Source organism: Porticoccaceae bacterium LTM1, from assembly GCA_030252795.1.
Taxonomy (GTDB): Bacteria; Pseudomonadota; Gammaproteobacteria; order Pseudomonadales; family Porticoccaceae; genus SCSIO-12696.
This window is the reverse complement of record CP127080.1, coordinates 1,475,737-1,500,155: the sequence shown is the minus strand read 5'-3', so window position 1 is coordinate 1,500,155 and position 24,419 is coordinate 1,475,737. Positions and strand designations below refer to the sequence as shown.

At 51.7% G+C, this 24,419-nt stretch carries 14 protein-coding genes and 2 tRNA genes; 3 read left to right on the top strand and 13 right to left on the bottom strand.

Translation table 11 applies throughout. The annotated features are described in order from the left end of the window. Window positions 1–163: 163 nt before the first annotated feature. From QP938_06470 to QP938_06455, 4 genes are all read right to left on the bottom strand, one after another. A tRNA-Ala gene (locus tag QP938_06470) sits at window positions 164–239 on the bottom strand. A 58-nt stretch (window positions 240–297) separates the two neighbouring features. After that, window positions 298–373, bottom strand: a tRNA-Ala gene (locus QP938_06465). Window positions 374–413: 40 nt separating this feature from the next. Next, window positions 414–1,928: a glutamate--tRNA ligase gene (gene gltX / locus QP938_06460; GenBank protein ID WIO75541.1), complete on the bottom strand. Its 1,515-nt coding sequence runs from the start codon at window positions 1,926–1,928 to the stop codon at window positions 414–416. A gap of 84 nt (window positions 1,929–2,012) precedes the next feature. Beyond that, on the bottom strand, window positions 2,013–3,974 hold the full coding sequence (locus QP938_06455; protein ID WIO75540.1) for an EAL domain-containing protein: 1,962 nt from the start codon (window positions 3,972–3,974) through the stop codon (window positions 2,013–2,015). 199 nt (window positions 3,975–4,173) lie between these two features. Between QP938_06455 and QP938_06450 the strand changes: the two genes are divergently transcribed. Continuing rightward, the gene (locus QP938_06450) at window positions 4,174–4,845 is read left to right on the top strand and encodes a transglutaminase-like cysteine peptidase (protein ID WIO75539.1); all 672 of its coding nucleotides are present in this window, start codon (window positions 4,174–4,176) and stop codon (window positions 4,843–4,845) included. Window positions 4,846–4,883: 38 nt separating this feature from the next. Here QP938_06450 and QP938_06445 read toward each other — a convergent pair whose 3' ends face one another. The 4 genes from QP938_06445 to QP938_06430 form a co-directional block, all read right to left on the bottom strand. After that, entirely contained in the window at window positions 4,884–13,046 is an 8,163-nt protein-coding gene (locus QP938_06445) for a type I secretion C-terminal target domain-containing protein (protein ID WIO75538.1), read from the bottom strand. 76 nt (window positions 13,047–13,122) lie between these two features. Then, a complete protein-coding gene (locus tag QP938_06440) occupies window positions 13,123–14,466 on the bottom strand; it encodes a TolC family outer membrane protein (GenBank protein ID WIO75537.1) in 1,344 nt (447 codons plus the stop codon). Between the two features lie 68 nt (window positions 14,467–14,534). After that, window positions 14,535–15,893, bottom strand: a complete 1,359-nt coding sequence (locus tag QP938_06435; GenBank protein WIO75536.1) for an HlyD family type I secretion periplasmic adaptor subunit — start codon at window positions 15,891–15,893, stop codon at window positions 14,535–14,537. Next, the gene (locus tag QP938_06430) at window positions 15,893–18,076 is read right to left on the bottom strand and encodes a type I secretion system permease/ATPase (GenBank protein ID WIO75535.1); all 2,184 of its coding nucleotides are present in this window, start codon (window positions 18,074–18,076) and stop codon (window positions 15,893–15,895) included. Before QP938_06430 ends, QP938_06435 begins: the two co-directional genes overlap by 1 nt. Before the next feature lie 337 nt (window positions 18,077–18,413). Here QP938_06430 and dusA point away from each other — a divergent pair, with 337 nt between their 5' ends. Both dusA and QP938_06420 read left to right on the top strand, forming a co-directional pair. After that, the gene (dusA, locus tag QP938_06425) at window positions 18,414–19,364 is read left to right on the top strand and encodes a tRNA dihydrouridine(20/20a) synthase DusA (GenBank protein ID WIO75630.1); all 951 of its coding nucleotides are present in this window, start codon (window positions 18,414–18,416) and stop codon (window positions 19,362–19,364) included. Beyond that, window positions 19,364–19,804 (top strand): TerB family tellurite resistance protein, encoded by a 441-nt coding sequence (locus tag QP938_06420; GenBank protein ID WIO75534.1) that lies wholly within the window; start codon window positions 19,364–19,366, stop codon window positions 19,802–19,804. Before dusA ends, QP938_06420 begins: the two co-directional genes overlap by 1 nt. A gap of 32 nt (window positions 19,805–19,836) precedes the next feature. On the opposite strand, the gene QP938_06415 is transcribed toward QP938_06420, so the two are convergent. The 5 genes from QP938_06415 to QP938_06395 all read right to left on the bottom strand — a co-directional run bounded on the left by QP938_06415 (window position 19,837) and on the right by QP938_06395 (window position 24,416). Continuing rightward, window positions 19,837–20,316, bottom strand: coding sequence for an anti-sigma factor antagonist (locus QP938_06415; GenBank protein ID WIO75533.1), 480 nt, complete (start codon window positions 20,314–20,316; stop codon window positions 19,837–19,839). Window positions 20,317–20,321: 5 nt separating this feature from the next. After that, entirely contained in the window at window positions 20,322–21,509 is a 1,188-nt protein-coding gene (locus QP938_06410; protein ID WIO75532.1) for a SpoIIE family protein phosphatase, read from the bottom strand. A gap of 71 nt (window positions 21,510–21,580) precedes the next feature. Beyond that, a complete protein-coding gene (locus QP938_06405; protein WIO75531.1) occupies window positions 21,581–22,306 on the bottom strand; it encodes a VacJ family lipoprotein in 726 nt (241 codons plus the stop codon). A 144-nt stretch (window positions 22,307–22,450) separates the two neighbouring features. After that, complete coding sequence (locus tag QP938_06400) at window positions 22,451–23,497, bottom strand: porin (GenBank protein ID WIO75530.1); 1,047 nt, start codon at window positions 23,495–23,497, stop codon at window positions 22,451–22,453. A gap of 145 nt (window positions 23,498–23,642) precedes the next feature. Further along, window positions 23,643–24,416, bottom strand: a complete 774-nt coding sequence (locus QP938_06395; GenBank protein ID WIO75529.1) for a putative DNA-binding domain-containing protein — start codon at window positions 24,414–24,416, stop codon at window positions 23,643–23,645. Between the last annotated feature and the right edge of the window lie 3 nt (window positions 24,417–24,419).

Here is a 24,419-nt window from a genome sequence, read left to right as displayed (position 1 = left end):
TTTGGTGGAGCCTAGCGGGATTACTCGTCGCAAGCTCCTCGCCCCTTTGGGGTCGCCTTCGGCGCTCAAAAACTGCGCTTTTGTGTAACCGCTTTCAGCGGTTCGGCTCACTGCGTTCGCCCAAACCAAAAAGCCCCGCACTTGCGTGCAGGGCTTTTTAGTTTGGTGGAGCCTAGCGGGATCGAACCGCTGACCTCAACACTGCCAGTGTTGCGCTCTCCCAGCTGAGCTAAGGCCCCAAAACGGGTAAATCTGGAATAACAAAGCCTCTGGGCTAAGCCACAGAGGCTTTATATTTGGTGGAGCCTAGCGGGATCGAACCGCTGACCTCAACACTGCCAGTGTTGCGCTCTCCCAGCTGAGCTAAGGCCCCGTAAATGAGGGGCGCATTCTATGAAGCACCCCAGATTGTGTCAAGCACTTTCTTCCGGATGAGATTCCCGTGTAGCTGACAAAGCCTGATACTCTTTTTCGAGTTTTTTAGTCTGCTTTTTCGATACACCACCCACAACATTGAGTGCATAGCGGACCCGCGCACGAACCACATCAGCACCCAGAATCGCCATCGCGTCAAACAGCGGCGGAGCCGAAGGTGAACCAGCCACAGCAACAAACAGCGGAGACAGGAAGTCTTTCAGCTTGATTTCAAGACCTTGAGCAATCTGGTTCAATTCCTGATAAAGGTCATCACGGGTCCAGTGACGCATGCCATCCAGGCGCCAGGAGCTAAACTGCAGAATCTTTTTAACAGTGTCACTATCAAGGCGCTTATTCTCAAAACTCTCTTCTGTGATAGCCGGCATTCCAGACAGCATAAATGCCGCCAGGGGTGCGATGTCACTGAACTTCTCAACACGCCCTTGAATCAGCGGAATCATGCGCTTCAAATTGTCTCGGTTAAAGGCCCAGTTAGCGACACGATCGGCAAACTGGTCTTCATCAAGATTTTCACGAATCCAACGGCCGTTGAGCCAGTCCAGCTTCTCTACATCAAATACCGGTCCACCCAGGGAAACAGTTTCGATATTGAATGCTTCCTGCATCTCCTTGAGGCTGAATTTCTCTTCCTCATTAGGCATTGACCAACCCATACGACCCAGGTAGTTGAGCAGAGCCTCTGGCATGTACCCCATATCCCGGTAGTAGGTAATGCTGGTCGGATTTTTTCGCTTGGAGAGCTTGCTCTTATCCGGGTTTCGCAACAACGGCATGTGGCAAAGCTTCGGCATCTCCCAGCCAAAGTACTCGTAAAGCAGCTTGTGTTTGGGGGCAGAGTTGATCCACTCCTCACCACGAATCACATGGGTGATTTCCATCAGGTGGTCGTCAACCACATTAGCCAGGTGATAAGTCGGCATGCCATCATTTTTCAGCAGTACCTGCATATCAACCTGCTGCCAGGGGATTTCAATTTCACCACGCAGCAGGTCATGAACCAGGCAGCTGCCCTCTTCCGGCACTCTCATGCGGATCACATAGGGCTCACCAGCCTCGAGGCGCTTTTGAACCTCTTCCTGGCTCAGCTTCAGGCCGCGACCGTCATATTTGGCCGCTTCGCCACATTCCATTTGCTCGCGACGCATTTCATCCAGCTCTTCTGGAGTAGCGAAGCAGTAGAACGCATGCCCCTTTTCGACCAACTCCATAGCGTATTGCTTATAGATACCCATCCGCTCACTTTGGCGGTACGGGCCGTGAGGTCCGCCAACATCCGGTCCCTCTTCCCAGTCCAGGCCCAGCCAGCGCAGTGAGTCGAGAATAGCCTTCTCTGACTCTGGTGTGCTGCGCACCTGGTCGGTGTCTTCGATACGCAGAATGAACTGACCGCCATACTGACGGGCAAAACAGAGGTTAAACAGCGCGATATAAGCTGTGCCTACGTGGGGGTCACCAGTTGGTGATGGCGCAATACGAGTTCTTACGGTCATGAACGGCTTCCGGTTAAGTCGATTCTCGAAAGCGCCGTATTATAGTGATTTTGCTGCCAACAAATAAGGGCTAACTGATCTGAGCTATTCCTTAATTGGTTCAGATGCAGGCTGACCGAGGTAGTAGCCCTGCATAGCATCAATATCAAGTTCTGCGATAGCCTGCCACTCCTCTTCCCTCTCAACCCCTTCAACCGCCAGATATATATCACGGCTGCGAGCCACTTGAGCCAGTGACTGGATGTAGAAGCGATTATCAGGATTTTCATCAATCTGCCGAACAAAGCTACGGTGCACTTTGATGTGGTGAATAGGCAGGCTGGCCAGATAACTGAAGGCCGAGGACTCAAGGCCAAAGTGGTCAATACCAAGGCGCACATCGTAGCGGGACAGCTTTTCACATAGTTGTCGCACATAATGCTCTTCTACATGCATTGCGTGCTCTGGCAACTCAACCACCAATCGCCTGGCAAGATCCCTGTGTTTTCCAAGGTACTGGCAAAGCCAGGTGACAAATTCGTCATTCTGAATAGACGACGTACTGAAATTGACACAAAGAATATGATTTCCAGGAAGCCTGGAAGCAAACTCAGAAAGCCTTTCCAGCGCAATGCGATCAAAATGATGGGCTATTCCAAAACGCTCTGCCAGTGGCATGAAAATGCCAGCCGAAATGAGCTGATCACCACTAACCAGCCTTGAATAAATTTCGTGTCCCATCAGTTTTCGATTGGCTGAATAGATGGGCTGGAAAAGAATCCTGGTATGCTCATTCTCAATGGCGTCCTGCAGGACATGCTGCCATTCACTGGCATCCGATGTCAGCAATGGCACCAGACCGCCTTCGAGCTGGTCACTGGCAACCCAACCTTCAATACCGTTATCAATCGCCTGCTGCCTGGCCGCATTCGCTTCGCGAAGCATTTCACTGGCGTCTTCCAGCCGCTCCGTATAGGTAAAGCCCATACGGAATACCAGCGGATCTGTATCCTGGCCTTTCCATTCAACCGAGACCGCAGCATCGTACAGTGCCTGAGCCAATTCACGGGCATCAGATTCGATCAGGTAAGGAACAAATACTGTAATTTCCGGCCCCTGCCGTCTTGCCAATACTGACCTTGAGTATGACTTCAATACATGTTGAAGCTTTTCTCCAAGCCTTTTTAAAACAGCGTTACCCTCCAATCGGCCAGCCTGCTCATTAACCCGCTCAAAATGGTCTATTGATAGAATCATCAGAGCTCCAGATACCGCGCTGGTATCCGGTCGTACAAAGCTGCGTAACTGGGTATCAAATCCCAATCGGTTAAACAGGCCGGTGACGGAATCTCGCAGCGATTGCTCCTGTAACTGACCGATGAGGGAGAGCTGGTGATCAAAGATACTTTGCAGCCGCTTGGCCATACGATTCATTGCTTCCACCACGCTGCGTAATTCACGCGTTCTAGGAACACTGGATTGAACCATAAAGTCCTGATTGCAGATTGCATTGGCCTGCTGCTCAACCCTGACCAGAGGGTTGAGAATAATCTTCAAAGCAAAGATCGCTGTCACACAAACAATCAAGGTAACCAAAGCAAACCAGAGCAACTGATCCTTGGTAACCTGCCAGAGTTTATTGTAGGCCTGTCCCGGATGACTTATCACAACCAGCTCACCCAGCCGCATCCAGCCTGAGGCTACTTCAGCGCGTCCTTCAGGTGACGGCAAGGATATATTTCTGACGAACCACTCGGGAACACCTTGAACATCAACATCAAAATGTCGATCGAGAAGAATTTTTCCGGATAAATCCTTATAGGTAATCTGGCGAAAATAACCACTGTCTGAAACGGCATTAAACATGGCACCCAGCGATGCCATATCTTTTTCTTGTGCCGCTTGAGTCATCGAAAGCGCTACAGAGGTTGCCGTATCCTGGGCATGGACCTCCATCTGCTGCTGAACCAACTCTCGATTGTTGTATATTCCAACAACAATGCTCACCCCATAGAGTGTTATTAAAAGTACAACGACAGCAATAAGCAGTTGACGATACAGGGTCACTGTCTCAGATTTCCTTATTATTTAGTAGACTCGCAAAACCGCGCGACTTGAGTGAATTCTATGCCAACTCTTTAAAACAAGCCAATTTGTATTGAAAATTGACAAAATCCCCAATTCTTTAGAAGTCTACCTGTTAACGCCTTCTGTAATGCTATGATTACCCGGTAACAAATTGAACAATAATGTGCTTGGAGCAACCTTGGCAGCGACGCCTCGATATACACTCTTGCAAATTGCTTCACTGGCCCTACTGCTGGTGTTCAGTCTTATTGCACGCACTAACGACCCCAAATTATTCACCTTGAGTGAAAAACTTCTTGCCAGCGTTAAAGAGACGCACGGTGAAATAGCCGTGGCGAGACTTGAACACTGGCAAAGCCTGATACGCAATAATCAGGACACCACAGAGCTGGCAAAACTGAATCTGGTCAATAATTTTTTCAACGGGGCTCGCTTTGTAAATGATATTGATCTCTGGAAAACCAAAGACTACTGGGCAACTCCGATAGAGTTTTTATCGTTAGATGCTGGTGACTGTGAAGACTTTTCAATTGCCAAGTACTTCACCCTTAAAGAGCTTGGCGTACCAACCAGCAAAATGCGCATCACATACACCAAGTCAGTCACCTATAACCAGGCGCACATGGTACTGGCCTACTATGAGACCCCTTCCTCCGTACCGCTCATTCTCGACAATATTAACAAACAGATAAAACCCGCATCAGAAAGAACCGACCTGACCCCTGTATACAGCTTTAATGCAGATAGCCTTTGGTTAAACCGCAGTCGCAATGAGCAGCTCAGGGCCGGCAAGTCAGACAAGATTAAACGGTGGATGGATTTAACTGAAAGGATGGCAAGCCAGGAATAAAAAAGGCCCCGAAATTCGGGGCCTTTTCAGTACAACACCTAGTCAGTGGTCAAGTTCCCACTTTGAATCAGATTATCGATCACCTCTATGTTGTTTGCTGCCGCACCAACAAGGTCTACATTTTCAACAATCACAGTCATATCCGCGCCACCTCCATCTCCATCAACATCTATTTCGATGGTAGTGTCACCAGTGCCATTGTTATAACTGAAGCTCAGGTATGAATCCAGATCTGAGCCATCTGCATCCGGGCCTTCTCCCTGCAGCAGATCGGAGAAATCGAGAACATCACCTTGACCAACATTGAAGTCCGTTACAGTGTCAGTGGGTGAGCCTGTTTCATCCCCGGCAAGCCAGACAAACAGATCAGAACCGGTATCACCTGTAAGGATGTCATCCCCGCCAGCACCGTAGATCAAATCATCACCAGTGGTACCTGTTATGGATTCATCACCTTCAGAGCCCCGGAAAACACTGTCTCCATAAAGCACCTGTATCTCAACAGTTTCTGGTGAGCTGACATAAAGGTCGTCAGAAGTATCAATAATGCCGCCTGTCTCTTGCGAAACCGCATAGATATTGAATGATTCGACTGAAACACTCTCGGTATTATCCACAGGTGACTTGAGGATCAGGGTGGCAAATGCATTTCCATCAGCATCCATCAAGTCATCGACTGGAACCATTGCATAAGTCCCAGAAGGTACACCGTCCGGATCCGTGACAACCGTCGTATCAGTTCCGCCAACCAACCAGGTTTCGTCAGGAATAGACACGAGGAAGTAGTGCTGCTCTGAGCCGTCGGTAAAGTCGCCAAAGTGACCAGCTAATGAAATGCCAAACTGTTCACCATCGTTAACTACAGTATTACCACTGGTAGTAATGGCAAGCGATTCAATGCCGTCCCCCTGATAGTCACTTACATCGAGGGTAAGCAAGTTGGTGACCATGCCATCATCAGTATCGATTTCAAATACAGTACCCGTTACACGGTCAATCGCAAACAGCTTGCCATTCTGAGAATACGCCAAGCTCTCCACTGCGCCATTAACAGTGACAGGATTGTTGCTTCCGTCCAGCAAGGCCGTTGACGTGATAGGACCACCTTCTAGAATGCCGTGAATTTCCAGCACTTCTCCATTGGTATTGATTGCATAGAAAGTGGATTTCGAGACATCGAATGTCATCGCAACAATATTTTCACTGGCCAAAGTACCAATTTCAGTTGGAGTGCCATCATCTGTATCAACTGAATATAACTTGCTATTGGTACCGTCTTTGGTGAAGACATACATCACACCATTTACAAATGTTGACCCCATTTCACCAGTGGTATTGGTGAAGTTAGAGAGGTTTTCAATTGCTCCTGGAGCGCCACTCTCTAGCAGCTCAACATCAATTTTTAGTAACGTTCTGGCACCACCCGTATTTACAAAGGCGTAGAGCGTATTTTCGTCAGAAGGATCTGCAGCTAGTGCCTCAATATCAACGGTGTCTTTATTGCCAACAGAAATATTACCAATCAGCGTTTGTGAGCCGTTGTCCATATCAATGCGAATCAACTGACTGTCACCTGTGGTCTTACTCGTCGCAATTGTGTACGCAAACCCATTGGTCGAGACCTGAACACTGGTTACTGATGCAGCATCGGCCACAGGATCAACATCAATTGTGATTGTGTACTCGGAGCTATCAGCATCACCGTCGCTAACGGTAAAGTTAAATGAGGCATAACCTTCTCCTGCCTCATCTTGAGCTGGCTCAAAAGTCAGGCTCGCTAAATCAGCAACAGAAATACTGTCATCAGCGTTTACAGCAACACCGTTCAAAAGGAGCGTCCCGGCAGTAGGCAAGGAAGTAATTGTTACGCTATCAAGCGTATCCCCACCTGTATCAGAGAAGGCAAATTCGCTGCCGTCAAACTGATAAGCGGTATCCTCATCAGTCAATATTGTCGCGTTATCAGATGTTGGCGGAACATTTTCAACGGTAACTGTTGCCGTGTCGCTAATATCCAGATTCTCGTAGTTACCACCTGACGCACTGTCCATGGTGACAACGGTCTGCCCTTCTCCACCCACAGCAAAAGATGTTGAAGTCGCAGTAGTCTCACCGACTGCAAAGGTTATGGTTGCACCATTGCTCAGAGTGACAACCAATGGGCTATCTTGCGGGGCGTTGTCAACAGTAGCCTGAACGGTCGCAGCGCTTTCGCCCTCATCGACAGCCACGTCTTCAATGAGCACAGTTGTTGTATCAATTGTGTCGTTGATGGTGATGGTAGCGGTACTGCTGGTGTCCAGCGCCTCGTAGTTGCCGCCGCTGGTGCTGGCGATCGACACGTTGAAGCTGTCGCCGTCTACATAAGCATCATCGCCCTGTGCCGCCTGTGGCGCAGAGCTGCCGGTCAGTGCACCGTCGGCAAAGTTGATCACCACGCCGTTGTCCAGGGTCACGCTGAACGCACCCTGCGGCGCGTTGTCGACACTGGCGGTGTAGGTGATGGTCTGGTCTTCGTTCACGGTCACGTCGTCGAGCGTCACGGTGGTGGTGTCCACGGTGTCGTTGATGGTGACGGTGGCGGTGCTGCTGGTGTCCAGCGCCTCGTAGTTGCCGCCGCTGGTGCTGGCAATACCGACGTTAAAGCTTTCACCGTCCTGGTAGACGTCATCGCCCTGCGCCGCCTGCGGTGCCGAGCTGCCGGTCAAGGCGCCGTCGGCGAAGTTGATCACTACGCCGTTGTCCAGGGTCACGCTGAACGCACCCTGCGGCGCGTTGTCGACGCTGGCGGTGTAGGTGATGGTCTGGTCTTCATTCACGGTCACGTCATCCAGCGTCACAGTGGTGGTGTCCACGGTGTCGTTGATGGTGACAGTGGCGGTGCTGCTGGTGTCCAGCGCCTCGTAGTTGCCGCCGCTGGTGCTGGCAATACCGACGTTGAAGCTCTCGCCGTCCTGGTAGACGTCATCGCCCTGTGCCGCCTGTGGCGCAGAGCTGCCGGTCAGTGCACCGTCGGCGAAGTTGATCACCACGCCGTTGTCCAGGGTCACACTGAACGCACCCTGCGGCGCGTTGTCGACGCTGGCGGTGTAGGTGATGGTCTGGTCTTCGTTCACGGTCACGTCATCCAGCGTCACGGTGGTGGTGTCCACGGTGTCGCTGATGGTGACGGTGGCGGTGCTGCTGGTGTCCAGCGCCTCGTAGTTGCCGCCGCTGGTGCTGGCGATCGACACGTTGAAGCTGTCGCCGTCTACATAAGCATCATCGCCCTGTGCCGCCTGTGGCGCAGAGCTGCCGGTCAGTGCACCGTCGGCAAAGTTGATCACCACGCCGTTGTCCAGGGTCACACTGAACGCTCCCTGCGGCGCGTTGTCGACGCTGGCGGTGTAGGTGATGGTCTGGTCTTCGTTCACGGTCACGTCGTCGAGCGTCACGGTGGTGGTGTCCACGGTGTCGTTGATGGTGACGGTGGCGGTGCTGCTGGTGTCCAGCGCCTCGTAGTTGCCGCCGCTGGTGCTGGCAATACCGACGTTGAAGCTCTCGCCGTCCTGGTAGACGTCATCGCCCTGCGCCGCCTGCGGTGCCGAGCTGCCGGTCAAAGCGCCGTCGGCGAAGTTGATCACTACGCCGTTGTCCAGGGTCACGCTGAACGCACCCTGCGGCGCGTTGTCGACGCTGGCGGTGTAGGTGATGGTCTGGTCTTCGTTCACGGTCACGTCGTCGAGCGTCACGGTGGTGGTGTCCACGGTGTCGTTGATGGTGACGGTGGCGGTGCTGCTGGTGTCCAGCGCCTCGTAGTTGCCGCCGCTGGTGCTGGCAATGCCGACGTTGAAGCTTTCACCGTCCTGATAGACGTCATCGCCCTGTGCCGCCTGCGGTGCCGAGCTGCCGGTCAGTGCACCGTCGGCGAAGTTGATCACCACGCCGTTGTCCAGGGTCACACTGAACGCACCCTGTGGGGCGTTGTCGACGCTGGCGGTGTAGGTGATGGTCTGGTCTTCGTTCACGGTCACGTCATCCAGCGTCACGGTGGTGGTGTCCACGGTGTCGCTGATGGTGACGGTGGCGGTGCTGCTGGTGTCCAGCGCCTCGTAGTTGCCGCCGCTGGTGCTGGCGATCGACACGTTGAAGCTGTCGCCGTCTACATAAGCATCATCGCCCTGTGCCGCCTGTGGCGCAGAGCTGCCGGTCAGTGCACCGTCGGCAAAGTTGATCACCACGCCGTTGTCCAGGGTCACACTGAACGCACCCTGCGGCGCGTTGTCGACGCTGGCGGTGTAGGTGATGGTCTGGTCTTCGTTCACGGTCACGTCGTCGAGCGTCACGGTGGTGGTGTCCACGGTGTCGTTGATGGTGACGGTGGCGGTGCTGCTGGTGTCCAGCGCTTCGTAGTTGCCGCCGCTGGTGCTGGCAATACCGACGTTGAAGCTCTCGCCGTCCTGGTAGACGTCATCGCCCTGCGCCGCCTGTGGTGCCGAGCTGCCGGTCAAGGCGCCATCGGCGAAGTTGATCACCACGCCGTTGTCCAGAGTCACGCTGAACGCACCCTGCGGCGCGTTGTCGACACTGGCGGTGTAGGTGATGGTCTGGTCTTCGTTCACGGTCACGTCGTCGAGCGTCACGGTGGTGGTGTCCACGGTGTCGTTGATGGTGACGGTGGCGGTGCTGCTGGTGTCCAGCGCCTCGTAGTTGCCGCCGCTGGTGCTGGCAATACCGACGTTAAAGCTTTCACCGTCCTGGTAGACGTCATCGCCCTGCGCCGCCTGCGGTGCCGAGCTGCCGGTCAAGGCGCCGTCGGCGAAGTTGATCACTACGCCGTTGTCCAGGGTCACGCTGAACGCACCCTGCGGCGCGTTGTCGACGCTGGCGGTGTAGGTGATGGTCTGGTCTTCATTCACGGTCACGTCATCCAGCGTCACAGTGGTGGTGTCCACGGTGTCGTTGATGGTGACAGTGGCGGTGCTGCTGGTGTCCAGCGCCTCGTAGTTGCCGCCGCTGGTGCTGGCAATACCGACGTTGAAGCTCTCGCCGTCCTGGTAGACGTCATCGCCCTGTGCCGCCTGTGGCGCAGAGCTGCCGGTCAGTGCACCGTCGGCGAAGTTGATCACCACGCCGTTGTCCAGGGTCACACTGAACGCACCCTGCGGCGCGTTGTCGACGCTGGCGGTGTAGGTGATGGTCTGGTCTTCGTTCACGGTCACGTCATCCAGCGTCACGGTGGTGGTGTCCACGGTGTCGCTGATGGTGACGGTGGCGGTGCTGCTGGTGTCCAGCGCCTCGTAGTTGCCGCCGCTGGTGCTGGCGATCGACACGTTGAAGCTGTCGCCGTCTACATAAGCATCATCGCCCTGTGCCGCCTGTGGCGCAGAGCTGCCGGTCAGTGCACCGTCGGCAAAGTTGATCACCACGCCGTTGTCCAGGGTCACACTGAACGCTCCCTGCGGCGCGTTGTCGACGCTGGCGGTGTAGGTGATGGTCTGGTCTTCGTTCACGGTCACGTCGTCGAGCGTCACGGTGGTGGTGTCCACGGTGTCGTTGATGGTGACGGTGGCGGTGCTGCTGGTGTCCAGCGCCTCGTAGTTGCCGCCGCTGGTGCTGGCAATACCGACGTTGAAGCTCTCGCCGTCCTGGTAGACGTCATCGCCCTGCGCCGCCTGCGGTGCCGAGCTGCCGGTCAAAGCGCCGTCGGCGAAGTTGATCACTACGCCGTTGTCCAGGGTCACGCTGAACGCACCCTGCGGCGCGTTGTCGACGCTGGCGGTGTAGGTGATGGTCTGGTCTTCGTTCACGGTCACGTCGTCGAGCGTCACGGTGGTGGTGTCCACGGTGTCGTTGATGGTGACGGTGGCGGTGCTGCTGGTGTCCAGCGCCTCGTAGTTGCCGCCGCTGGTGCTGGCAATACCGACGTTGAAGCTCTCGCCGTCCTGGTAGACGTCATCGCCCTGCGCCGCCTGCGGTGCCGAGCTGCCGGTCAGTGCACCGTCGGCGAAGTTGATCACCACGCCGTTGTCCAGGGTCACACTGAACGCACCCTGCGGCGCGTTGTCGACGCTGGCGGTGTAGGTGATGGTCTGGTCTTCGTTCACGGTCACGTCGTCGAGCGTCACGGTGGTGGTGTCCACGGTGTCGTTGATGGTGACGGTGGCGGTGCTGCTGGTGTCCAGCGCCTCGTAGTTGCCGCCACTGGTGCTGGCAATACCGACGCTGAAGCTTTCACCATCCTGGTAGACGTCATCGCCCTGCGCCGCCTGCGGTGCAGAGCTGCCGGTCAGTGCACCGTCGGCGAAGTTGATCACCACGCCGTTGTCCAGGGTCACACTGAACGCACCCTGCGGCGCGTTGTCGACGCTGGCGGTGTAGGTGATGGTCTGGTCTTCATTCACGGTCACGTCATCCAGCGTCACAGTGGTGGTGTCCACGGTGTCGTTGATGGTGATGGTGGCGGTGCTTGTGGTATCCAGCGCCTCGTAGTTGCCGCCGCTGGTGCTGGCAATACCGACGTTGAAGCTCTCGCCGTCCTGGTAGACGTCATCGCCCTGTGCCGCCTGTGGTGCCGAGCTGCCGGTCAGTGCACCGTCGGCGAAGTTGATCACCACGCCGTTGTCCAGGGTCACACTGAACGCACCCTGCGGCGCGTTGTCGACACTGGCGGTGTAGGTGATGGTCTGGTCTTCGTTCACGGTCACGTCATCCAGCGTCACGGTGGTGGTGTCCACGGTGTCGTTGATGGTGACGGTGGCGGTGCTGCTGGTGTCCAGCGCCTCGTAGTTGCCGCCGCTGGTGCTGGCAATACCGACGTTGAAGCTCTCGCCGTCCTGGTAGACGTCATCGCCCTGCGCCGCCTGCGGTGCCGAGCTGCCGGTCAGTGCACCGTCGGCGAAGTTGATCACCACGCCGTTGTCCAGGGTCACACTGAACGCACCCTGCGGCGCGTTGTCGACGCTGGCGGTGTAGGTGATGGTCTGGTCTTCATTCACGGTCACGTCATCCAGCGTCACAGTGGTGGTGTCCACGGTGTCGTTGATGGTGACAGTGGCGGTGCTGCTGGTGTCCAGCGCCTCGTAGTTGCCGCCGCTGGTGCTGGCAATACCGACGTTGAAGCTCTCGCCGTCCTGGTAGACGTCATCGCCCTGCGCCGCCTGCGGTGCCGAGCTGCCGGTCAAGGCGCCGTCGGCGAAGTTGATCACCACGCCGTTGTCCAGGGTCACGCTGAACGCACCCTGCGGCGCGTTGTCGACGCTGGCGGTGTAGGTGATGGTCTGGTCTTCGTTCACGGTCACGTCGTCGAGCGTCACGGTGGTGGTGTCCACGGTGTCGTTGATGGTGACGGTGGCGGTGCTGCTGGTGTCCAGCGCCTCGTAGTTGCCGCCGCTGGTGCTGGCAATACCGACGTTGAAGCTTTCACCGTCCTGGTAGACGTCATCACCTTGCGCCGGCTGCGGTGCAGATGTCCCCGTTGTAGCGCCTACGGGAATGATAATCTCTACACCATTCGATAAGGTAATGACTAAGTCAGTATCTTCAGGTGGATTATCGACTGATGCAGAATAAATCAACGATTTACTCTCGTCAGTGCTAACCGTTCCAAGAGTAATAACACCTTCAGGGTTGCCTACTTCCTGTTGAACAAAATTCTGGTCAGCTTCTGGACTGTTAAATGCCAAATCGGGATCGATACCCGCTGTAGGTGAAGCAGATTGATCAACACGTTCAAACCGAACACCTTGACCGGATTCATCACCATTGGCACCGCCTTCACCGGCTGCGGTCTCTTCCAGCAGCTCACTGATATCCTCCCCGGATTCCAGTGCAGCTAACAATTCACCAAAATCTGGATTGCCATCTTCCGATAAATCAGCAACCGCAAGCAGCTGTGCAGATTCTGAAGTCAGTGGTTGGTCATCTTGCGGGGTTACCATACGGACAGAGCCATCTGCAAAGGAGATAACCGCCTGGGCAGCGTCCAGAGTTTGAGTTTCGCTGCTGGGGTCAGCATCACTCACAACAATTTTAGCGTCGCTGTCAAAACGTAATTTTTCTCCGACAAAAATCTTGTCGCCTGCATTTAAAGGACGTTCACTGCCATCGGGAGCAGCAGCAAACGCTTTGCCGCCAACCAGCGACATCACAACACCAATGACTTTTCCACTCTCTGTAGCAGTAGTCTGGATATCCATTCCATCTTTAACTTGATCGTTCATGACACTTACCCCTTGCGACTCTATCGCACAAATCAGATAGCCCTACGGTCTCTACATCTACCCTTTTGGACGCTAATTACAGTTTTGCACCGACCATATACATCAGGTCACCCATGGCGTGAAAAATGCGGTACTCGTGATACAGAACATCATGCCACGCCAGCTGATGGGCAATTCGAGCGTCAATATATTCATTTTCAGTATTCAACAGATCCAGCAAAGTTCGACGACCCAGATCGAATTGCTGTGTATAAGCTTCACGAGTAGCCAATGAATTGGTCACATGAGCTTCCAGTGCCGGCATCTGCATATTCAGGGATTCGTGTGCAGCCCAAGCCAATCGAGTTTCTTCCTCTACGGCACGGTGGGCGTTGTTACGAATCTCTTTGGCTTTCTCAACCAAGTGAGCAAATTGTTGTTTACGGGCAGTATCAGCATGGCCATTAAACAGGTTGTAGCGCATCCGCAGCATTACTTGCAGATCGTCAACCTGACCTTCTGTGCCATTAATATTGTTATTGATATCGCGCTGCGCTTCGATATGGAACGAGGGATAGAAAGAGCTCTTGGACTGCTCATAGCTATGTGACACTGCTTCAATGTCCGCATTGGCAGAATCCAAGAGCGGATGATTGACAATGGCACGCTCAACGGCAGTACCAACACCTTCTGGCAAATACTTACGATACGTACCAGGCATTACCAGCTCGCCTTCGTTCGGAAAGCGGCCGACTACACGCTGGAAGTTGCTGCGTGCATCAACAAGGTTTGTAGTTGATGTCACAACGTTTGTGCGAGCAAGCGCCAGGCGACCGGAGATTTGATCGAGGTCCGCTTTACTGCCAGCACCAGATTCATGACGCTTTTTCATGCGGTTATAAACGTCTTCGTGGAATGCCAATGCTTCCTGGGCGATATCCAGAATCGCCTCACGCTTAAGAACTTCAAGGTAAACACGTACAACTTGCAAGGAAACATCTTCTGCAACTGATTTGGTGCGATGACGAGCACTCTTGAAGCGGGCTTGTTGGTTTTTGTATTCATAATCGGTCTTGTAACCGTCAAAAACCAATTGACGCATACTTAACTGTACTTCGCCCCGCTCCAGTTCATTGCGAGTGCGGCCATTTGGCCCAGAATTAAGAATTTCACCAGTGAACGGATCACGACTTACAGCCGGATCAATCTCCTGGAAACCGTATGCGGCAACCAGGTCAACAGTAGGATAATAGCCGGCCAGTGCCTGGCGAACTTCACGGTCCCGAGCATCTACTTCACGCATTTCGCTCAATACCTGCGGGTTGCTCGCCAAAGCCTCTTTGATGGCATCCCTGACATCCAGCTTCTCGGCGTGAACATTACTGAAAAGCGACGCCGCCCCGATTAAAGCCAGTGCTTGATTTATTCTTCTTGCAGACATATCACTTATCCTTATTGATAATTGCCAAATCTTTTTAGTGTTAAGTCAGCTTAATACTGACTTTTTAATTACCTTTCTCTGAAAGCCAGCTGTTTGGTCTTCAGTATCGGCTTTAACAGATAGTCCATGATGGTTTTTTTGCCGGTCAAAATATCCACGTGGACTGTCATGCCGGGAATAATGTCCAGTTCTTTATCCTGGGCCCCAATAAAACGCCCTGTCGTTTGCAATCTTACTTCGTAATAACTGACGCCCTCTTCATCCACGATGGTATCCGGACTGATCTGAACAACTTCCGCATCAAGTCCGCCGTGGATCGAGTAATCGTAAGCAGTAAACTTCACCGCTGCATTCTGCCCGGGATGTATGAAAGCGATATCAGCTGGCAGCACTTTGGCATCTACCAAAAGTGAATCTTCAATCGGTACAATTTCAACAATATCCATCCCCGGTTGAATTACACCGCCAATTGTTTTCACATTCAGTTGCTTAACAGTTCCACGCACAGGAGAACGCACCGTACGCCTGCGAACTTTATCTTCGAGGGCACCGTGCGTTTCTTCTAGGCGTTGTAGCTCTGAAAGTGTGTCGGTCAACTCCTCCCTGACTGTTCCGATATACTCTTCCTTGAAACTTTCTACATTTTGTTTAGATTCCTGAAGTGCTGCCTGCAATTGCGGGATAGCCAATTCGGCTTGCTCTACACGACTTTTCAGGTCGTTTACTTCCCGCTCCAATCTGAGCAGTTCCACTTCAGAAACTGCGCCATCTTTAACCATCGGGCGATTAATATTCAACTCCCGCAGTGCTAATTCATAACTTTTACTTAGATGGTCCTTTTCAACCTTAATGGATGAAAGTTCCTGCTGCTTCTGGGTTACTTTCTGCTGCAAGCTGTTCAGTTTTGCCTTGTAACCACGATCCCTGGCATCAAACAATCCCCTTTCTTCCGTAACAACATTGCCTGGCAACCCAGATTTTATTTTTGACAACTCATCATCCAATGAACTTCTGGTTGCCTCTGCACGAAGTCGCGCCACTTTCGCCTGCAACTGGTGCATTTGGATCTGCTGCTCCCTGGCGCTTGATGCAAAAAGTGTGTCGTCGATTTGCAGCAATGGCTGGTCTCGCTCGACCAACTCGCCTTCCGAAGCCATTAAAGAAACCAATATTCCGCCTTCAAGATTACCTACAACCTGAATATCGCTGGACGGAACAATTTTTCCTTCACCACGAGTAAACTCATCAACCTCAGCAAGAGATGCCCAAACAATCATCACAACAATAAACAGAGCAACAAGCCATAACAGCATGCGACTCAAGACTGGTGATTGTTGCAGTACAGCCTCTGAGGAATACGACATGTATTTAAGGTCTGTAGTATCAGCATTACCGAGGTGTCGACGTAATTTATTGAGATCAATCATCAGCTTTGCCCCCTCAACTTACCTTCCTTGAGAGCGGCTAAAACTTTCTCCTTGGGCCCATCCGCGACCACTCGACCGCTATCCATAACGATCAAACGATCTACCAGTTCCAGCATGCTCGATTTGTGAGTTGCCAGAATCAGGGTCTTTCCTTCTGTTACTTCCTTGAGCTGCTCTCTGATACGGTTTTCACTCCCCATATCCATTGAGGCCGTAGGCTCATCCAACACATAAACAGGTGGATTTCTTAAAAGTGCCCGAGCCAAACCAATCGCCTGGCGCTGCCCTCCGGACAATGTTTCGCCACGCTCGCCAACGGGCATATCAAATCCCAGAGGATGGCGGTTAATGAAGTCAGCAATACCTGTTTTTTCCGCAGCAGCTACTACTTCACTATCATCTTTACCAGGCAAACCGTAAGCGATGTTTTGCCGGATCGTGCCGTAAAACAGAGTTACGTTTTGAGAGACGTAGCCGATGTTATTTCGAATATCAGCGGGATCGATTTGATGTGATTCAAAACCATCAAGAGCTACCGAACCGGACGTTGGCTCATACAAACTCAGCAACATGCGGGCCAGTGTGGATTTACCTGAACCGATACGGCCAATAATACCCACCTTCTCCCCGGCAGAAATTTTGATGCTGACACCATCCAGTGCAGCCACTGCCTGCTCCGGATATTTGAATGTCACATTCTTGAATTCGATATCACCACGCAGGGTCGAGCGACTCAGGAAGCGCTTGCCAGCCTGACGCTCTGTAGGAATCGCCATGATGTCATTCAGGGATTTGAGTGTGGCTTCAGCGTAGTCATAGCTGCTCAGCAAGCCAGCAACCTGACCGAGTGGAGCCAAAACACGACCATTCAGGATTACACAGGCTATCAACCCACCCAAAGACAGACTTTCTGAACCAATCAGGTACACACCCCAAACAACAACAGCAACCATGCCAAACTGCTGCAGGAATTGAACCAGATGCAGTGCGGTATTGGATGTGGATCGAGTCTTCAGTCCCCACTGGGATACAAAGCCAACAGATTGCTCCCAATTGCGTTGAACCGCACTTTCCGCTCCTAGTGACTTGATTGTTTCTACGCCCACCAGACTTTCCACCAAAGTGGCGTTTTTACGAGCGCCACCGCGCATCACATTTTCTACAGCTGGCTTCAGTCGCTTCTGGACGATTAGTCCATAGGTGATAGCTACAGGAATGATGAGGAGAGGAACAGCAACAAGCCACCCTCCCAGGTAACCAATAAAGGCTATGAATAACAGGATGAATGGCAGGTCAATCAAAGTAAGGATCGTCGATGAGGTAATGAAGCTGCGAATAGCATCAAACTCATGTAAACGATTGGCAAAAGCGCCGACAGAGGCTGGACGATATTGAAGTTTTTGATTCAGTACCCGCTCAAAAAGTTGTGAAGATAGAATTACATCTGAACGCTTTGCCGCCAGCTCGACAAAATAGCTGCGCAATCCCTTCAACGCAAAATCGAACAGGTAAACAATTCCAATACCTATCGCAAGCGCCCAAAGTGTCTCAACGGCATTATTTGGCACCACCCGGTCATAAACGTTCATGACAAAAAGTGGCTGAGCCAGGACAAACAGGTTGATCAAAATAGACGCAACCAACACATCACGGTAAATCTTGGAAGAGCTCTTGATTACCCCCCAGAACCAATGCTGGCCAGTATCCTTATAAATCTTGGGGGTTCGGCTATCAAACTGTTGGAAAGGTCTAACCAGAAATAGGTGGCCACTGTATATAGCCTCCAGATCAGCTATGGAAACTTGCTGGTACTGATCCTTACTCTGCTCATTGGCGTTGAGAAGAATGGCGTAGCCCTCTTCCCGGTTCAGCTCAGCCAGAACAACCGCTGATTCATGGCTGGTCATCAGGATAGAAGGTAGCGCTGCCGTTTTGATGTCATCGAGCGTGCGCTCAACCAGTAACGCCGCCAAACCCGCTCGGTTAGCTGCTCTTACAAACAGGTCAGCCGTCAGCTTTCCATTATCCAGGGGAAGACCAGAAGAAACTGCGGCCACAGAGGTAGGTAACCCCTCAGCCTGAGCAGTCAGTAACAAGCAATCGATTAGAGGTAGCGGTCCAATATTGGCATTGGCAGCCACCTGCTGCCCGGTAAAGTTTCCGGGTTGTTCAATAGAAGTCATATAGTTGTATTCATCCGGTCAGGACTATCCCCAATGGCAATTTTAGCCTATCTTCATTTTGTGAACAGTTTCACAACTATGGTATCAAATAACTTTGCGATGTAGTGTGGAAAACGAGCGATAAGTGGTGAAAAAGTGTGGTGTTTACAGATGTGAGGTATCATTGCCGGGTTCTGAATTTTGGTGACAACACACCAGTATTGGTACTTTCTTCTTAGTAAACCGGTTTTCGATACCTCCAATGACTATGACTTCACCCCAGCCATCCACTACGATAGCCTCCCCCAATAACACAGACCTCAAAAACCTGAATCGTCGCGTATCCGTTGCCCCAATGATGGAGTGGACAGATCGATTTTGCCGGTACTTTCTCAGGCTTATCAGTCACCACACACTGCTCTATACCGAAATGGTGAATTCCGGAACCATCAAGTACGGTGACAGGGACTATCATCTGGGGTTTGATGAAGCCGAACACCCACTGGCTCTTCAGCTGGGTGGCAGTGACCCAGAAGAGCTGGCTCTGGCCGCAAAGGCCGCTACTGAATATGGCTATGACGAAATAAACCTGAATTGTGGCTGTCCCAGTGATCGGGTACAAAAAGGTCGATTCGGTGCATGCCTGATGGCAGAACCCAGCCTTGTAGCGGAGTGCATTAGGGCTATGGGCGATGTCACCCACCTTCCTGTTACTGTTAAATCACGCATTGGAATTGATGATCTGGACAGCTACCAACACTTACTGGATTTTGTCGGCCCGGTAGCTGATGCTGGCTGTGAAACCTTTATTGTCCACGCCAGAAAAGCCTGGTTACAGGGACTTAGCCCCAAACAGAATCGTGAAATCCCCCCACTGGACTACCAGCGTGTTTATCAGCTGAAGAAAGACCTCCCGAGTCTTGAGATCATAATCAATGGCGGCATTAAAACCCTGGACGAAATCGAGGAGCATTTACTCCACGTTGACGGCGTCATGATCGGGCGAGAGGCGTATCACAACCCATACCTTCTAGCTAAAGTTGACCAACGCTTTTTTGGTGATAGCCACCCTATTCCGTCACGGGTGGAAGTGTTTGAGCAGTTTATCGAGTTTGCCTCGCAGCATGTTGAGAACGGACTCAAATTGAGTCATATGACTCGTCATATTATGGGACTTTTTCACGGCATACCTGGTGGCCGCAAATTTCGGCGTCACCTGAGCGAAAACGCACATATAAAAGGGGCAGGGAAAGAAGTAATGTACGGTGCACTTGAGGCAATGCACAGCGAGATTGAAAGGAGCCTGTAATGATTGCCCGTCTAAAGGCTTTCTTTCAACAGAATATCGACCTCTCTGATGAGAAATCAACAGTGCGCTCAGTTCAATTGGCTGCAGCTGCACTTTTGGTAGAGGTAATGGTTACCGACAACAAAGTCGAGACTTCTGAAGAACAGCGCGTTAAAAATCTACTGCAAACTCAATATGAGCTATCCTCGGACGAAGTAGAAACCCTGTTTGAGTTAGCTCACCAGGAAGTTAAAGATGCCACCTCCCTGTATCAGTTTACTCGCCTTATAAATGAGAACTTTGAATATCAGGAAAAGATAACGTTGATTGAAAACCTTTGGAAAGTAGCCTTTGCAGATAATGTGCTGGATAAACACGAAGAAGCTGTTATCCGTCGAATTAGTGAGCTGATTTATGTGTCACACAGCGACTTTATTCGAGCCAAATTAAACACCCGCTGAGCCAGCGGTCTGTTGACACTGACAGAGACCGATCATTCCGCCTCGAGGGCGCGAATCAGGTCAATGAATTCACTGTGATTGGCAGGATTTAATTTTACAAGCAGGCGATGAGCTTCCAAAACCTGTTGGCGGTATTCTTCCGGGTCAGCATCCCCGCATTCCAGTTCTATGAGTCCATTAAAACTATTTGGCGCTTCACGATGCAGTTCACAGATCTCGTCAATACCCATCGTAACGAGAGTTCGGTTCAGGCCATCATCAACACAAAATACTTTCGGCTTAAGGTGAAACTCTCGATTACAGTGAATGGCTAATTTAACCAGGAGTCCCAGTGTAGTGCTATCAACACCGGTTGCATCCAGTAAATCAATTAAAACCTGGGTTGCTTTTCCCTCACGAAAAATAGATTCGATATATCGATTCAGGGAGGTGCATAAAACCATGCGCACATCCCCTTCCAGCTTAATGTCGTAAGTACCCTGCTCTTCAGATACCAGTATTCGGCCACGCATTACATTCAATTTCTCGATACAAAAAGCAATGAGATATCATCAAGGGCTTCATCAACCACACCCTCCAGCCCAAGGCCCTCGCAAATACCCTCGAGGGTGGAACCCTTGGTTTCTGCCAGGTGCAACAGTTGTTGTTCTTTATCGGAGAGTGAATCGCCTTCCATATGTTCAAACACACCATCTGAGACAACAAATAGGGAAAACTGCTCCGGAAGCGACATCTCCTGAACATCCCAGCTTGCGTCCTCAAACAGACCAACCGGCTTACCCTTCCCAGGCAGGAATTCAGCCTTTCCGTCTGTAACAATGATTGGCATTGGCATCTGGGCACCAACCACATAGCGTAAAACATGCTTTCGCGTATCAATACTGCCCGCGAACAGCGTCATGTGCTTATCCAGACCGGTGGCCAGCAGCTGCCTGTTTAATGATTCAGCAAGCCCCAGTGGCGCTTTGGCCAGGTTCTCTTCTTCATGGTGTAACACATGCCTGCGAATAATCCGATTCAGCATAAAGCGCAGGAGTACCGTCACAAATGCCGAGGAGGCACCGTGCCCTGAAACATCTGCAAAATAGAAAATCAGGTAGCGATCAAGAAGGACGTGATAACCAACAAAATCACCGCTCAGATACAGGGATGGAATGATATGGTGAGCGATAGTGTATTGCTTATGATGCTGAGGGGTTTTAGGTAGCATACTACGCTGAACCTGTCGCCCGGCAAGCTGATCTTGTCGCAGAACCTTTAAACTTTCTTTCAACTCGTGGTTGGCCAGCTCCAATTGATCCCGGTACATCTGGCGATCCCTGAGCGCCTGCTTTAAGCCTGAAGCACGAGAAAGCACTGAGATTAACTCTTCGATCTGGAAAGGCTTGATCAAAACATCATTTGCGCCATGACGAATGCAGTGAATTACGTGGTCGGTAGAATCTTCAGCCAAAACCGGGACAGTTGCAGTACCCTCGCCAAACTCCTGACACACTGCCAACAGTTGAGTCACCTCTTTCCTGTTTAGCAGTTCGCAATCTGCAAGGATAACGGCAGGATCAAGGCTGTTTTTATAGGCATTAAGTTGCGACAATTCTGTCGCAAAGTGGATATTCCAACCATTGGTGGCAAGACCATCGACCCAAAGCTGGCGCTCCGGGCTATCAGGTGCAATCAATAAAATCTCGCGATTATAGCGATCCATAATCTCACGGCTGCTTGATATTGTTATTAATGGAGTCAGCCTCGCAGTCAGCGATTAGGGGTCAAAAGCCCCTAAAACTCTTCTTCTGAGCCATACTCACCAGAATCATCGCCAAAATCGTCTTCAACTTCACCATCTTTAATCAGATACTCACGACGTTGGAGGTAAACTCCTTTGATAAAAGTATAGCGGTCTCCGGTGATCAATTCTTCCGATTCCAACAGCCCAGCCCGCGTATCCACAGTCTTGAGGCCATAGAGTGAGTTGCGCACACTGACATTTTCAATCTCACCTATTGGCGAAAACAATACACTGTCTGTAACCGTTCCAGGGAAGTCACGTAACGTACTTGGCCCAAGTACCGGAATCACCACATATGGGCCAGAAGGAACTCCCCAGGTTGCAAGCGTCTGTCCAAAGTCTTCGCCATCACTCTTTTCAAGACCAATCTTGTCGGCTACCTCAAACAGACCGCCAATACCTATGGTTGAATTGACCAGCAACCGCCCCGTATCGTTAGCTGCCTGCTTAAATTTGCCCTGAAGCAGGTCGTTGGGGATGTTGATCAGCTCGCCCAGGTTGGAAAAGAAGTTGGAAACGCCGGTTTCAACCACATTAGGGGTAACTGCCCTGTACCCCTTGGCCAAGGGCTTCAGCACCCATCCATCCACCTTGTCATTAAACTTGAACATCGCGCGATTGTAGCCATCCAGCATGGTGGTTTCAGACTCTTCAGCCTGGGTAACACCAGCAAAGAGGGAAACAACCAGCGAAAGGATAATGGCGCTTTTTTTCATGATGGAATCTCGTTTGTGCGTCCTTGGATTTGGCAAATTGTACTCCCCTCAATCCAAATGCTCAAAGTATGAATCGCAAACAAAAAAGCCCTGCATTTAGCAGGGCTTTTTTATTACTGGCCAGTAATGGTCAGAAAGTGTGCCTTAGTATACGAATTGTACACGTGCACGCAGTTCATCACCTTCCAGACCAGACTCGTCTTCTTCGGCAGTCATCCAGCTCAGGCCCAGACGAACATTGTCGTTCGGGTAGTAGTTGATGCCCAGGGACAGCTGGTTACCTTCAACGGTAGACAGACCAACGTCAGAGTATTTACCGTAACCGTCTTCGTAACGGGCAACCAGTTCCCAAGCACCAGCGTCTTTAGAAGGCTTAACGCGCTTGAATACGCCGTCTTTGTATGGGCGCTGTTCGCCAGTCAGGATCCAGCCAGCTTGCATGTAGAAGCCGTCTACGTCCATGTCAGCCAGTTCAGTTTCGAACTGCTCAGCCTGGAAGTGAAAAGAGCCCATTACAGCAGCGAATTCCAGGTTGTAGGCGCTAACGTCAGCAGAACGCTCAGACAGACCCAGGCCGAAGTGAACAACAGTGTCGTCAGTCTTAACAGGAGCGTAAGTGAAGCGAGAAGTCAGAGCTACATCGCCAGACTCGTCTTTGCCTTCGCCATCTTCGAATACACCGATGCCGTAGGTGAAGTTGCCGCTCTTACCGTGCAGCTGAACACCAACGTTACGGCCAAAAGCGTGAGTTTCGGTCAGAGCAGAGCGTTCCAGGATAGAGATGTCTTTAGAGCTGGTTTGCTCTTCCAGACCGAACGGCTCTTTTTGCTTACCGATAGTTACGTTGGCACCTTTGCCCCAGCCCATGTAGCGGATGTACAGGTCTTCTACGCCATCGCCGTCGATGTTGAACTGAGCCTTGTAGCCCCAGTCGCCAACGTGACCTTTAGCGAAGATGCGAGCGCGACGGAAGTCGGTATCGCTAGTAGCATTGCCGCCATCAACTTCAGTTTGATCGAAGTCCCACTGGATACGACCGCCCAGTTGGAAAGAAGCGCTGTTACTTTCAGTTTTAACTTTCAGGCCACCTTTGGTGCTGATTACCAGGTCTTCGCCGTCAGTTTTAACAGTTCCGGCGTTAGCGTTGAAAGCTACAGCGGCAACTGCCAGAGCAAGAATATTCTTTTTCATCAGTTTAAGTCCCCTAATTTGTTTGGACGTAGCCGATCCACAAAAGGTTAAGTTCGGATCGGGGCGTATTGTGGGGATGAAATGTTACCGATATATGACAAGTTTTTTGCCAAGTAATGACAAGCAAACAAATTGAGAAACAGACTCAAGATGGCTCGGTGAGCGGCCTCGTAGAGCAGATGATACCTAGGTTTGCCAGTTTTTCCAAAACTTGTATGCCGCCCTGGATAGCTTGCTCAGGATGTGGGTGATTCAGCTCTTTTGCAACTTGATCGAGCGCACTGTAACCATTCATCTCGTCATTTTCTTCCAAAAGCTGCAAAAGCCGTATGGTTACCGCATTGGCTTCCATGAACCGTACTCGTTCTTCTGGATTTCTGTATACCAGTAAAAAGGTTGGCTGCTCTGGTGGTGATTCCGGCTGGTAATCAGGGCCGATCATATGAACCGGGTACTGATAGGATAAACGCCAAACCAAGGGCGACACGTCCGGATGCTCTGACATTAATTGCTCAGTACTGATCTTCTGCTCAGCTGGCAGTACTTCAGTGGAGACATCCAGAGCCAACTCGACCCACTCGTAGTGAGCCAGCTCAAGGAGATACCCTGGATCCCCCCGCTGCACCCCACGCTCTTCCTGCAAATAGCGGAGAAACTCCTGGGAGATCTCCAGAAAATACGGACTGCTGCTCCGGTGACAGCGAATAAAGTCTCGCACCATGGCGTGCCAATCCTGGTCACTGTAGATTTTTCGAAGGACAGGAAAGCCACTTGATATGAAAGATTCGATGTTGTTGTAGACCAACTCCCGATAGATGCCCATTCGGCGATCTTCGATTTCAGACGGTGCCGCATTTTGCTCTGGATCACGCAAGTGAGCGGCAAACTGATACTGGTTTTTTTGAAAGGCTTTTACCACGGC